Annotated in this window: 10 protein-coding genes; 4 read left to right on the top strand and 6 right to left on the bottom strand. The window is 43.3% G+C overall.

Annotated features, from left to right (window positions below; all coding sequences use genetic code 11):
* Positions 1-83: 83 nt before the first annotated feature.
* From KFE98_14470 to holA, 3 genes are all read right to left on the bottom strand, one after another.
* Positions 84-2,252, bottom strand: coding sequence for a leucine-rich repeat domain-containing protein (locus tag KFE98_14470; protein UTW61212.1), 2,169 nt, complete (start codon positions 2,250-2,252; stop codon positions 84-86).
* A 156-nt stretch (positions 2,253-2,408) separates the two neighbouring features.
* A complete protein-coding gene (locus KFE98_14475) occupies positions 2,409-4,739 on the bottom strand; it encodes a TonB-dependent receptor (protein UTW61213.1) in 2,331 nt (776 codons plus the stop codon).
* A gap of 247 nt (positions 4,740-4,986) precedes the next feature.
* Positions 4,987-5,994, bottom strand: a complete 1,008-nt coding sequence (holA, locus tag KFE98_14480) for a DNA polymerase III subunit delta (protein ID UTW61214.1) — start codon at positions 5,992-5,994, stop codon at positions 4,987-4,989.
* A gap of 122 nt (positions 5,995-6,116) precedes the next feature.
* Between holA and KFE98_14485 the strand changes: the two genes are divergently transcribed.
* Positions 6,117-6,353, top strand: coding sequence for a hypothetical protein (locus KFE98_14485; GenBank protein UTW61215.1), 237 nt, complete (start codon positions 6,117-6,119; stop codon positions 6,351-6,353).
* Positions 6,354-6,365: 12 nt separating this feature from the next.
* Here KFE98_14485 and KFE98_14490 read toward each other — a convergent pair whose 3' ends face one another.
* The 3 genes from KFE98_14490 to KFE98_14500 form a co-directional block, all read right to left on the bottom strand.
* A complete protein-coding gene (locus KFE98_14490; GenBank protein ID UTW61216.1) occupies positions 6,366-7,607 on the bottom strand; it encodes a hypothetical protein in 1,242 nt (413 codons plus the stop codon).
* 71 nt (positions 7,608-7,678) lie between these two features.
* Positions 7,679-9,235, bottom strand: coding sequence for a T9SS type A sorting domain-containing protein (locus KFE98_14495; protein ID UTW61217.1), 1,557 nt, complete (start codon positions 9,233-9,235; stop codon positions 7,679-7,681).
* Between the two features lie 82 nt (positions 9,236-9,317).
* Entirely contained in the window at positions 9,318-9,878 is a 561-nt protein-coding gene (locus KFE98_14500) for an SRPBCC family protein (protein UTW61218.1), read from the bottom strand.
* 89 nt (positions 9,879-9,967) lie between these two features.
* Between KFE98_14500 and KFE98_14505 the strand changes: the two genes are divergently transcribed.
* The 3 genes from KFE98_14505 (at position 9,968) to KFE98_14515 (ending at position 13,355) form a co-directional block, all read left to right on the top strand.
* Positions 9,968-11,074, top strand: a complete 1,107-nt coding sequence (locus tag KFE98_14505; GenBank protein UTW61219.1) for a peptidoglycan DD-metalloendopeptidase family protein — start codon at positions 9,968-9,970, stop codon at positions 11,072-11,074.
* Between the two features lies 1 nt (position 11,075).
* Positions 11,076-11,414: a hypothetical protein gene (locus KFE98_14510; GenBank protein ID UTW61220.1), complete on the top strand. Its 339-nt coding sequence runs from the start codon at positions 11,076-11,078 to the stop codon at positions 11,412-11,414.
* 318 nt (positions 11,415-11,732) lie between these two features.
* Complete coding sequence (locus KFE98_14515; protein UTW61221.1) at positions 11,733-13,355, top strand: S8 family peptidase; 1,623 nt, start codon at positions 11,733-11,735, stop codon at positions 13,353-13,355.
* Positions 13,356-13,389: the final 34 nt, after the last annotated feature.

Genomic DNA, 13,389 nt, shown 5'->3' on the forward strand with positions numbered 1-13,389 from the left:
ACAATATCGTCATTCAATTCTCAGTTGAATTGGATAACCGGATTTATTTGGAGGGTAGACGTTGTATCATGCGGAAGGTTGTTTTAGGCGTCAAATCTCACTTGGGTATTGGGTAGTAATTGTTTTACCTTTTCTACTTCTTCCAAAGAGAGGGGATTTCCTTTTAGGTTGAGTACTTTGAGTCGGGTCAGGTACTTTATTTCATCCGGTATTTGGGTAATCTCATTGTTACTCAAATCAAGCACCTGAAGCTTTCTTAGACTTTTGATGGTAGGAGTCAATTCCTTCAATTGGTTATGACTTAAGTCCAGTTCGATCAATCGTCGCAACCGGTTCATCTTGGGGAGGTTTTGTAGGTCGTTGTAGGCCAGGTAGCAATACTGAAGTTTGCGCATGTTCAAGGATTCGGGCAACTCCTGAATTTGGTTGGACGATAGGTTTAGGTATTGCAGAAATTGCTTCTGACCAAGTGCATCAGGCAGTTGGGTGATCTCATTGTTGCTTAGGTCAAAATGGACCAGGTACTTCCAATTTACGAGGGCCTTTTCCGGAATTTCAGTTAAGTGATTGTTATTGAGTTTTAGTGTCCTGATAAAGGTGAATTTCTTCATACTTCCCGGCAACGAGGTAAGCTCATTTTTTCCTAAGTCCAAGGTGTTCAATCGGCTATATTTAAAAACCTGTCCAGGAATTTTGGTATAGTTCTTTTCCTTTAATTCTAAATGAACGATGTATTTGTTACCACTTGCTTTGGCCTCTTCCAGGCTGGTATAGGTTTTTTGAAGTGTGCTCGATCTTCTTCGTTTAGGGCGTGGTGCTCCAGAATTGTCGCAATAGGAATCGGTAACAGCTATTCGTGGATCATTGTAGCCGACCAAATCACCTTCGGTAGTGAGCTCCACTTGAACGTCGTAGATGTCTTTTTCCAGCGTATGAATGCTTCCACCCGTGCGAAAAGCAATTTCCATGTACTGGGGATTCACGCCCACCATAGGATTGTAACCACACAGAATCACATGAACCGGGCGGTCGATTCTTGGAAGCAATTTCAAATCGCGGACACAGGCATAGTTATCGGCGATTAGAACGACGTCGCCCGATTCAGGAAAGCGATTGATTCCAGTGAGCAAAGCCTCAATATCGTTTTCTGGAATATCACCGCCGCTGCCTTTGGCCATCACCAATTTGTACAGGTTAAACAAGCGTTTTACGTTATCCGCTTTTTCCGAATAAATCCCTCCGGTAGAGCCCATTTCCTTATCGCCTGTTTGCTTCTTATCACCGTCGTTGAACAGTACCAGGTTTTCCACCCCCGATTCGTCCAAGTGATCCAAATGCCACTCCAATACCTGAGCCCCATAGCCGTACATACTTCCTGTCCAATCGGCTACTACCAATACGTCCTTCCATTGTTTGTTGCGATCGAGCACAGAGGAAACTGTGGGATCGATGTTACCTCCAAAGACCAATTGAAAGTTCTTAATGTCTTTTTTGTATTGCTTTACCCGATTCGGGCTCAAGGTCGATCTGGGTTCTTCTGGAATTTGATTTTGCACAGATTCCAGGTAACTTTCTAAAACTTCTTGTTTCTCTTTAGGGCTTTTTCCGCGCAATTCTTTTTTGACCTCTTCAGGAAGTTCCTCGCTGTTTTCAGCCTCATCTACCAGGTCAAAAAGTTGTTTGCTGTCATCCTGTTCCTGAAAGGGTACTTCAGAGATTTCTGGCTCAATGCTGGTGCCTGTTTGGACTTCTTCGATGGATGCATCGTCATCTATCAGTTCCGGATGGTAATGTATAACCGCACCATGGTACAATTGATCCACTTGATCGTCATTCTCGCAATGGGTTTGCAGTACCAATCGCCATTCTATTTCAGGATCATTCAGTTCAGGATCAATTTGGAGTAGTCTTTTGATTCGGTTGCAGAGCAGCCCATATTGCATGGTGTATTTGCCATTTCGAATAGGGTATTTGGAAAACACCAGATCCACTCGAACCGCGTCTACTTCACCCTTAATGCCTAACCAATTTTCCTCTTTGAGGTATTTCGAACTGCGAAGTCCATTTGGAATGAGAGCTTGTTTTTTGGCACTTGTATCAAATTCGTAGACCTCAATGGTGGGAAGCATGCTTTGAAGCTCCTTTCCATAGGAAGAGGGATGGTTTAATCGCTGGAGATCAAACTTTCCTTGCCCCATCAATACGATAGGCCAAACGAATACGAGAAGAAATAGGAATCGTAAAAATCTCATAGGGCACGCAAACACAAAACGCGAACCAAAGTAGAATATTTTGAATTTCGAATCTTGAATTTCGAATCTTGAAGGCTGTCACAATCTTAGCGTAGAGATCTATACCCGAAGGATAGAGATTCAAATTTCAGAATTCAACATTCAAATTTCAGAATTCTAAAAGCTGAGGCTAATCGCAGCATTCGGCATAATAGGCAACTGATCTACACGGGTGTAAGTCACACGGTCGAAGTAGAAGATGTTGTCGCGGTTCAATGCATTCGTAACCCCTACGTTGATCTCTAAAATAGAATTGGCGCCAAGGGTGAATTTTTTCTTCACGTTAGCATCCAAACGAGAGTAGGAGGGAAGTCTTCCTTGGTTAATCTCAGAGTAGTGAATCCCCAAATCGCCATTGCTGGTTGTGTAATCCTGATCCAGTCCAGAAGAGAAATTGATTTGCTCGTAGAAACCTTGAGTTTGGGTGAATGGGAAACCGCTACCGAAGTTGTAACGTACATTCACTTCCCAATCCAAGTTTTTACCAAAGGTATAAGCCGCTACAAAGTTCACGTTGTGACGACGGTCAAACACTGGGTGGTATTCCTGTAATCCATCCCAACGATCAACTTGAGCCAATGAATAAACAGCCCACAAATACAAGCGCTTGTAGTCGTATTTTATGGCAAAATCCACACCGTAGGCATCTCCTGTTTCTACGATGAAGTCTTTTTTCAGGATGTCTGGTTTGTCGCTGTTTTCAGGAGTGTCGTCGTAAATTTTGTTTCGGTTGATGTTGATCAACTGAGTAAACTGCTTGTAGTAACCTTCAATGTTAAAGGTCAACCCTTTCAGGATGTCCCATTCAGCTCCTAAGATGAAGTGATTTGCTTTCTGCAGATTGCTGTTTACGTCCGAAGTTTTACCGTTCTTATCTGTAAACTGTCCTTGAATGCTTTCCGGACCGGAAAGGAATCCGTAGAACAAGTTAACCACATCACGGTCAGAGTTAGCAGCAATCAGGTTTTGAGAGTACATACCTGCGGCGGCTTTAATTCGAATATCGTCGGTAAGGTTATACTTCAAGCCCAATCGTGGTTCTGGTGAAATCTGGGAAAGAGATGCATACCATTGGAGACGGAAACTTGGATCGATCACCAATTTTCCAATGCGCCACTTGTACTTAAAGAAGAGCCCAATTTCAGTGTTGTTCTCCGATTGTTCGATCACCCGGTTAAAGGCGTTATTGAAGGTGAAGTTGGTGTTAAATCCTACGATATCCACGCCAAATTTAACCTCATTACTTCCCAGAAAGTAAGTCGTATTCAATCCCATATTAAACCCGCTAATACCACTTTCTCTTTTGCGGTTATTCGCTTCGTCCATTCCAATCAAATAGTTGGAGTAGGCGAAGTTACCATCGATAATTGCACTGGAAGTTTTGGGTAGCAATATGAAGCGACCACCTCCACCGTAGTTTCTCCAGTTTAGTTTGGTGCCGTTAGAGTATTCAGCGTTGTCTTGAAAGTTAAAACCAAATAAGTCTAACTTACTTCCTGCAGGTCCACTAAAGCTGATTTTTCCATAAATATCGAAGAAGTTATAAGGAAGTCCGTTGGAATCCGCATAAGAATAAATCGACTTAGAAGTTTGATCCAGGTAAGATGTTTTAGTCGACAGGATAAAGCTGGTTGAACCGTCGTTTTTGTTTTTTGGCTTTTTCAATGGACCTTCTACAAAAGCCTTGGCACCGAAAGTACTTAAGCTTACTTTTCCACCGAAGCGCTTTTTGCTACCGTCACGTGTGGTAATGTCCATGATAGAGGAAATACGACCACCGTACTCAGCTCCAAATCCACCCGTGTACACATCAGCACTACGCATGATGTCCGCATCAAATACGGAGAACAAACCAATGGAGTGGAAGGCGTTGTAGATGATCATTCCATCCAACAAAATCTTGTTTTGAATCGGAGAACCACCCCGGATATAAAGCTGTCCACCTTGATCACCGGTAGAAACTACACCGGGAATAACTTGCAGATACTGAGCGAAATCCGCGTCACCACCCACAGCTGGAATCGAAGTGATCTCCGCTGGAGTAATCGTTACAACCGACATTCTAACTTCTGATTGAGCTTCCGACTTGTCTGCTGAAACGGTCACGGTTCCAAGCTCCACGTTGGATTGCTTGGGGTAGAGGTTTTCATTTTTGATTTTACCCGCTTCAATTTTGATGGGCATTTGAAGCGTATCCATACCAATTCCAATCACCATCAGGGTATAATCGCCTGGAGGAACTTTTGAAATGGCGTAAAAACCATTTGCATCTGTTGGCGTTCCATAAGTGGTACCACTTAATAGAACGTTGGTAAAAATAACCGGCTCACGGGTCTCCTCATCGTACACAAATCCTTTCACACCACCTGTCTCTTGGGCTTGAACAAATCCTGTCAAAATCAAGGAGAAGCAGAGGGCGACCAGGGCGGTCAGGCGATTTAATTGCATGTGCTAATAAATTTAATCCGCAAAAATAGTCGTTTAAGCATACGAAACGACGTTAGTTGCCTACCACCCGAAATTACTTTGTGAATGGACTATTTGGGGGATAAATGGACTGGGTGGATCTTGAATCTTGAATTCTGAATTTTGAATTTCGAAACATTATTGAATCAACGCGGTGGAGTATATAATTTTCTCAAAAGTTTGAATTTCAATGGATGCCCATTCAATGAGTCTCAGAATTCAAAATTCATTAGTGAAGGATTTTAAAAACCAACTCCTTCAAAAGCTCTCCTTCAGGAACCGAGCTATTTCCAATTCCCTTCGACTTTCGATCGCATTCCCGGATTTCGTGAATGATGTTTGCCACTTTGGCCGGGTTGTACTGGCGGGCCGCATTGAGGTAATCTTTGAGGAAGTAGGGGTTAATCTTAAGACTGGACGCTACATTTTTGGTGGACTTGTCCTGCAGGTAGTAATAAGCCAATAGCTTGCTGTAAAAGGCGTAAACACTGGCCAGGGTTAGTACCAGTGGATGACTCTTTTTATTATCCGCAAAGTAGTTGACGATGCGGTTCGCTTTTAAGGCATCTTTTTTACCGAGGGCATTCACCAATTCAAAGGAGTTGTAATCCTTACTGATTCCAATGTTTTCCTCAATATCTTTCGTTGTGATTTCACTTCCAGGTTCCAGAATGAGGGCCAACTTGTCCAGCTCATTGGAGATTTTGGAAAGGTTGTTACCCAAATATTCCGAAATCATCAGGATCGACTTGGGACTAATATTGAGTTTCTTTCTCCTTACATATTCAATAATCCATTCCGGAATGCGATCATCGCGCAATTCTTTGCTATCGAAGAATACACCTTTGCTTTTGATGGCCTCCAAAAACTTCCGATCGGAGATTTTCTTGTACTTGTAGCACACCACAAGAATGGTTGTGTCCACCGGAGATTGCAAGTAGGAGAGAAGCTTTTCCTTTAAGTTTCTAATGGATTGAGCCTCCTTAACAATCACCACCTGGTAGGGGGCCATCATGGGAAATCGTTTTACCGTTTCCACCAATTCATCAAAGGAAACATCCTTACCGTAAACCACTGTTTGGTTGAAGGCTTTTTCGGATTCATCCAGCACAGACATCTCCAAATACTTGGTGATCACATCGATAAAATAGGGTTCTGTTCCTTGTAGAAAGTACACCGGTTTAAATTCCCGGTCGCGAACGCTTTTGAGTATTCTTTGGTATTCCTTTAGCGGCATTGTTTGTCCTGAATCAGGTGGCCGCTAAATTACACATTGACCCTTTGCCATGGGATGTTGCAGGCAGGAATTTATCCCCAAAAAATGGCCGGTATTCTTTTTTATTCTAACTTGCTCTTATCATGGAAAATTCTCAGCAAGAACATCAGGCTGGTAAACGAAAGGTGAGTAGAAAACGCCTTCGTTTTTTGTTTCTTTTTGCCTTAGTGTTTACCCTCTTACGCATTGGCTTCTACTTTTTTCCTGAACCGGTAGAGGCCTTGTGGGTTCAGTTTCTATGGATTCCGGGTGTGCTTTTTTTGATGGCTTTACCTTTTTTCTTGATCGAAAATCTGCTGGACCGTTTTTTTGATCGGTAATCCCGTATAAGATTACCAGAGGCTTTTCATCTGTTCGTCGAATTCCTTTTTGGTGGTGACTTTTACACTCGTTAAAGTAAGTCCTGTAGTTTGTCCGGTAACTAAGTCTTCCACGGCCCAGGCCACTTTGTCGTCGGCCATTTTTTTGTACACCAAAATCGATGCGGGCTTGTTAGACGGTAGCTGAGGGAATTCTACTTTGTCTCCTTTCTGGCTAACGGCATATCCGGGTAAAACAGTTTTTTGCTCTTTGAATACAAGGCGAACCAAAAGTTTAGGATCGGATTTTTCCAGTTTAACCATCAGTCGCGTATCCAATTCCGATTTATCGAAGCGATCGATATTGATAAAATCCAATTGCGTGCTGGACATGATCCAGGAATCCTCTTCTGCCTCGAAGCCTCCTTCACCCAAATCTCTAATGTCCACGGGTTCAATCGGGCCTTCCTCTTCCCAGTTGATCATATGGTGTGAGGGCGAACCTGAAAATTGCTGAAAGCTTGAAGCCTCATCGAGGGAGTAGATTAGAATTTTTACCTCCTTTCCTTTGGCGAGTTCCATTGGTTGTCCCTTGCAAAAGGCAGCCAGGTGAATCATTCCTCCGGTTTCAAGCAAGGTTCCATTGCTCGTAGTCGTAAGCCCTGAGGCCAGAATGTCCTGCACATCAAAGAATTCTCGAAGCTCTACACGCGTATTTTGACAAGGGCAGTCAAAGGCCCCTTCTGGGATTTGGACGGCTACAAAACTTCCGTACAGCGTATTGGAGTAGTCGCAATCGTACTGAGTCATGTCTAAGGTAATCGGTTTCACTGCGTCCAGATCAATTTCTCCAGTTGATTCAAAACGATCAAATCGGCGCAAAACCAATTGATAAATACCATTGCGGTTGGTAAAGCTCCGGTAGGCCTTGTTAGACATGGCTGGTGCAGCAGATTTTGGAGCCGTCGGTTTAAACTGGTATTGAATGAGCAGGGGATGGATGTGTAATTCCTCTTTGCAGTATTTAGCCAGCTTTTCGCATCGACTTCGGCTAAATCCGATTTTATCCTTGTTCTCCAGTTTTTTCTCCTCCTTAGCTATTAGCATGTCAAATACCACCTCTTGCCCGGGTTCGATGGTTTGATAAGCGGTGAGCAGTTCAGCATATACCTCCTCAGGAATCGCACCAGACTTAAAGGTAAAGGGCAACTTAGTTTGGGTGTAACCTATCGAATAGGTAAATAATCCGAGTAGGAGAACAAGGGGAGTCCGCATGGCTGTAGGTGTTTACCTACTTAAAACTCGAATAGGTTTGATTTGTTGTTCATGGTAAGGTGAACACGGTACTAATCGGTCACCGTTTTCACAACCTTCTTCCGAATCACCCCAGAGGGACTGGCTACTTTCAAGATGTAAGTTCCCGGTTCCAGGTTAGATAGGTCTATCTCAAAATCTTCAGCATCCGGGTCCATGGCCTGATTAGCCTCTGAGAATTTTACACGTCCACCCAGATCGATTACCTCCAGTTGAGTCCAATGGATGGGTAAGCCAGATAAATGAATAGTACCGGAGGAGGGATTCGGAAATAGGTGAATGTCCTTTTGAGCTACTCGATATTGCTGCACAGAAACGGGGCGATCTCCCCAGGATTGATCATTCTTTTTGAAGTAGATGAGTTCACGAGCTGTTGTGTTGGCCTGACTGCCATGTGTCCAGTAGGACTCTTTGCCTAAGCCATAGTAATAATGGACATAGCCTTGTCCTTCAATATCGGTCTGACTGCAATCTGGCCCCAAATTGGTGATTTGTCTTGAGATTTCCCGAGTCCATTTCCAAGTCATTTTGTCGGAGTCAAATTGGAACAAATCATCACATTCAAAGCTGTTGCTGATCATTTCGCTGGTCTTGTAGGGTAAACAGCGTAAAATCTGATCATTCGGATTATCAATAACCAGGGAATCGATATGCTGGGTATAGGTCCTGAATGTATCGACTCCCATATTCCCACCTATGCTCCAATGGTCAACGTCATATGAAAAGGTCTCTCGATATACATCATAAACCAGGCGATTACCATAATCCCGTTTTCCAATTATGGAATCTGTTTCAATTTTAAAGTCATGAGAAGTTTGAACATCCATCCTGGAGAGGTCAAGAACTTTGTAAATAAAAACATTACCTAAATCAAAGTCATTAACCTCTCGATGAGTGGGATTCCATGGCCTTCCGTTGAGCACCGAGTTGCCAATAAGCTTAATACGTTTTAGGTTCAACTGATTGGATAGGGTATCCTGGATTCTTAACTCGTTGAGGTTTATGGTTTGCATAACGCCAAGATTCTTGCCAATAATGATGGATAATGAATCATCAAAATCCACTAAAGAGTTTCCACTGCTGGTTTGGATTAATCTTAATTGGAGTTGCAGTACTGAATCCTTGTACCCCAAAACACTGAGTGTATCGCGAATAACTTTGATCACCTCTATGGATCGGTTGTTGTTTAAATTCATCAATGTCCATGGTGGACGCTTATCTTCGGGAAGTACTAATGCCTGAATACCACTATCCAACTCTAAACTTTGATTTCCAACAGAGTCTACTCTGTATGCCACACCAGCCCACAGGTACGCATAATTATGGCATTGGATGAAGTCAGGAAATTGGACATAATTGGATAAATAGTGAACACTATCTCCGGATCCGAATTTGCTCGAATCAATGGTGAGCGGGACGAAATGCTGATCATTAGTTTGGTGTATCTGCCAATTCAGATCCGTTGGATACCAATACATCACACCAGGCCGAAACAAGGTATAAACTGAATGCTGAGCTTGAACAAGCGATGGAAAGATGATTCCAAGGATTACTCCTAAAGAGATGGCAATTGGTTTTAGTGCAGGCATATTTGTTAGGTTAAGTGGCTTTTCGATCCAGAAACAATAATCCCCAATATAGTGATTATTTGATCTTTAAAAAAATAATGTGCTATCTCCCTGGACCAGGAGCCTTTGGGATCGGACGCCCTTCGCAATAGGCTGCCAGGTTGATCAGGCCGGTTTCGTAGTTGTCGTTGAGCAATTCCTTCCAGATGAGGGTGGCCGGGCTAAGAAAAAAAGGATATTCTCTTCCCACGAAAACCCAACTTACTTTGGTTCGTTTTCCTTGAGCTTCCAACAAGAATTCACCTTTTGTGGAGGGTTCGTATTGGTCCTTTTCGTAGGCTATTGTGGTGTTGATTACCGTATGAGGCTCAGTTTGAGTCAACAAAAGTTTTCCACCTTTCCCATTTTGACTAAACCATTCGAGTTGGCTACCCGTACTATCGATTGAGGTGATGACGTATTGGCCGGAGTCCAATTCACGGAACCATTGGTGCCATTGGGTCCAGGAATCTAAATCGCTGATGTTTGCGTACACCTCATCAATCGGCTCGTTGATCACCCGGGTTTGAGAAATGGCCACACGTGCTGGAGAAAAAATACAGACCGTGAAGTAGGCAATAAACAGGGTGGCAAATCCGATAAGAATTAAACGGAAGGCGTTCATGAAGTGCAATTTTGCCGCAAAGGTAGAAAAGGATTTCAAGGAAGCACCGGGGTTTAAATAGGGTTATTAATATATTTGTGAGCGCTGGAATGAAGCAAACTCTAACCATCATCATAGGCCTGTTAGCCGCCTTAGGACTGTTGAATGCCGCAGAGGGAGACAAGGAAGGAAAGCCTGTCAAAAAAGCCGTGGTGTTCTATGGGGAAAGCCTCTTGTTTCAGTCTATCGACCACCTGAGCGACGAACACATCCAGCATTACTACGATTCCCTCAAGCAATTACCTGAGCCTCCAAAACAGCTGATGGATCAAATCGATTTGTTCCTTTCGGTAAAGACCATGACGCAGTTGGAGATTGCGCTGATGATGGATTCTTTGTTTGAAAAAGGAGGTAACAATTACGCCTTGATCAATCAGATCAATCTGTTTATTAGTCAAAATGATTTTAACGAACAGCAGCCTGACGAATTTGAGTATACCCGCAACACCTACGACTATCCGGCAGACTTGTTCTACAACAGTTGGAATACCCAGAAACCGCACCCTTATTCTCCCAAATTGTGCCAGGACGACACGACTACGCGTCTAAAATTGGCCGGCGGAGGTTTAGGCGAAATGGTGATGCCCGTAGACAAAATTGTAGTGACATCCTTGTTTGGATATCGCTGGGAAAGATTTCACCGGGGAGTAGATCTCGATCTTCAAGTATGGGATACAGTAAGAACCATGTTTAGCGGAAAAGTTCGTTACGTGGGTTATTACGGAGGCTATGGGAGAACGGTTGTAGTTAGACACCACAATGGATTGGAAACATTGTACGCACACTTACACCGGTTCAAGGTAAAAGTGGGCGACGATGTAGATGCAGGCCAATTGATTGCCTTGGGAGGAAGTTCTGGACATTCCACCGGAAGTCATCTTCACTTTGAATGTCGTTTTAAAGGCGTAGCACTAAACCCGTCTCAACTCATCAATTTTAAGACCGGTGAATTGATCGACGACCAGGTAACCTTGAAAAAGAACAAATGGGGCTACACAGCCATTCCCGATGGAGTAGAGTACTACACCGTGAAAAAGGGGGACTATCTGTACAAAATCGCCGATATGTACGGAACCACGTGTACCCAACTTTGTGAAGCAAACGGCATTAAAAGAAATTCTCCCTTGCGAATAGGGCAGAAAATCAGGATATTGTAACATGGAAGATTGGATTGATTTAACCAATTACCGCCGACACCCCACTCAATACGAATACCAGGTTTTTCATTTTAAAACAGCGCAGCATGCCGCGTTTTTCGAAAATCTATTGGTGGAACATAAGATTGAGTTTGAACGACACGACGAGCGTCAACCTGCCGGAATGGTCTACTATTTTGCTTTGCACCAAAAAGACCTAAAAGAAGCCGTTCGGCTCAATCACCTCACCATTGGAAAGTTCCGCAGCCGATTCATACCCGATGCAACTTTTCGCTGGCTCATCATCCTTTTCGCCTTAATCTCTATGACCTTGGCGTTGGTTGGCTTTTTCATCTCCTAAAATTCCGATGTTAATCTTTCAAGAGAATTGATTTGATTGCCTAATATCATACCTCAAGATTTGACTTTAACTTTAAGATTTAAGATTCCTCATGGGCCTTACAATCGTAAATGTTAAGGAACAACTCTAAATTTTCAAGATTTTAGAAGTGGTCAGCAAAACAATGATCATTTAAAATTTGACGTTAACATTTAAAATTCATCCCGTTTCATCGCTTTTTTTAACGTGAATTTTGCATAATCCGGCAAACGCTTTCGGAAAACGACCGTTTACTCTTAGGAAAGCACTATTTTGCTGAAAAGCACCTTTATTTGTGAGATGAAACATTTTTGGGGGATTGTACTTGGTTTAGCTTTAGCCTTTTCTGGGTTTGCGCAGGATCGTGTTAAAGGAGAATTGTTGATAGCCTTGGAAGCCGATGAGAATTTGTTGGAGGCTATTGAAGCTATTAATGAAACCTACCCTCAGCTGTCTTTAAATCCCAAAGAAGTTATTTCCCCCGAACTGGGTATTCATAGCCTTTCCTTCAATGAACAAGTCGTAGAGGCGATGCCTGACCTTCCCAAGATCATTGCCCAACATCCTTGGGTACGTATGGCGCAGTGGAACCACACAGGTATCCAGGTTCGTAAAAGTCCTAACGATCCACAATACATCGCTCAATGGCACTGGACACAAATTGGAGCGGAAGATGCCTGGAGCATGGTTACCGGCGGAATGACCAAAAATGGGAAAGAAATCGTAATTGCTATTGTGGATGACGGTTATGAGCTCAATCACGATGATTTGAAAGACAACTGGTGGAAGAACAAACATGAGATTCCCTTCAACCAGATAGACGATGACTCCAATGGTTACGTGGATGATTACGACGGATTCAACTTCTACGAGGATACCGGACACATACATACCTTTAATAACCGATATACCCATGGTACTCGTGTGGCTGGAATAATTGGGGCTCGTTCAAATAATAACCTGGATGTTGCCGGAGCAAATTGGCAGGTGAAAATGATGCCAGTTATCGGATCTTCCACCACCGAATCCACCGTTTTAAAATCGTATAACTACGTTTTGAAAATGAGAATGAGGTACAATCGTACCAATGGTGATTCCGGAGCCTTTATCGTTGCTTGTAATTCTTCTTTTGGGGTGGATTTTGGAAACCCCGCAGATTATCCTCTTTGGTGTGATATGTACAACCAGATGGGAGAAGTAGGGATTTTATCTATTGCTTCGGCACCGAATGTGGCCATCAACATTGATGAAAAAGGCGATGTTCCCTGTACTTGTCCTTCCGATTATCTGGTTACTGTAACCCGAACCGATCAAAATGATAATTTGAAATCTGCCGGATATGGAACCACCCATATGGATATGGCGGCGCCAGGCGTTGAAATATTGACCACCTTTCCGAATAATTCGACGACAAAAACGAGTGGAGCCTCCTTTTCTACGGCCATGGTTACCGGGGCAATTGGGTTAATGTATGCGGCTTTGCCAGATACGATATTCGATCAGCTTTCCCCCAAGGATTTAACCGCACGCATGAAGGGGTATCTTTTGAGCGAAGGAGTGGAGGTAATTCCGGCTCTAAACGGAATGTTAGTTACCGATGGAAGATTGGATATGCATGGCGCTGTTAATGCTGCTTACAACGATTACCAGGTGGGCGTTGGAGAGCATCTAAGAACCCATGAAATCCTAATTTACCCCAACCCGGCAAACGATAGACTGGTTTTACAAAGTATAACACCACTGGCCAAACCGCTGCAACTTTCTGTTGTAAATTTACAAGGCCAGGAAGTGATAAGAACCGAGTGGAAAACAGATGGTCAGCTGGTTATAGAAACAGCAGATTGGCCAGAAGGAATGTACCTTGTGAGGTTGCAGGACAACTCGGCTTCTGAAGCTTATCGGATAATGATTACGCATCGGTGAAACGGAAAAAATTACATACGCTACTCTCTGGGAT

Source organism: bacterium SCSIO 12741, assembly GCA_024398055.1.
Lineage (GTDB): Bacteria > Bacteroidota > Bacteroidia > Flavobacteriales_G > Salibacteraceae > SCSIO-12741.

Excerpts from the sequence above, each read along its gene's own strand:
- KFE98_14510 (UTW61220.1), top strand. The coding sequence starts at position 11,076 with ATGGAAGATTGGATTGATTTAACCAATTACCGCCGACACCCCACTCAA.
- KFE98_14490 (UTW61216.1), bottom strand. The coding sequence starts at position 7,607 with ATGCGGACTCCCCTTGTTCTCCTACTCGGATTATTTACCTATTCGATA.
- KFE98_14500 (UTW61218.1), bottom strand. The coding sequence starts at position 9,878 with ATGAACGCCTTCCGTTTAATTCTTATCGGATTTGCCACCCTGTTTATT.
- KFE98_14495 (UTW61217.1), bottom strand. The coding sequence starts at position 9,235 with ATGCCTGCACTAAAACCAATTGCCATCTCTTTAGGAGTAATCCTTGGA.
- KFE98_14485 (UTW61215.1), top strand. The coding sequence starts at position 6,117 with ATGGAAAATTCTCAGCAAGAACATCAGGCTGGTAAACGAAAGGTGAGT.
- holA (UTW61214.1), bottom strand. The coding sequence starts at position 5,994 with ATGCCGCTAAAGGAATACCAAAGAATACTCAAAAGCGTTCGCGACCGG.
- KFE98_14475 (UTW61213.1), bottom strand. The coding sequence starts at position 4,739 with ATGCAATTAAATCGCCTGACCGCCCTGGTCGCCCTCTGCTTCTCCTTG.
- KFE98_14505 (UTW61219.1), top strand. The coding sequence starts at position 9,968 with ATGAAGCAAACTCTAACCATCATCATAGGCCTGTTAGCCGCCTTAGGA.
- KFE98_14470 (UTW61212.1), bottom strand. The coding sequence starts at position 2,252 with ATGAGATTTTTACGATTCCTATTTCTTCTCGTATTCGTTTGGCCTATC.
- KFE98_14515 (UTW61221.1), top strand. The coding sequence starts at position 11,733 with ATGAAACATTTTTGGGGGATTGTACTTGGTTTAGCTTTAGCCTTTTCT.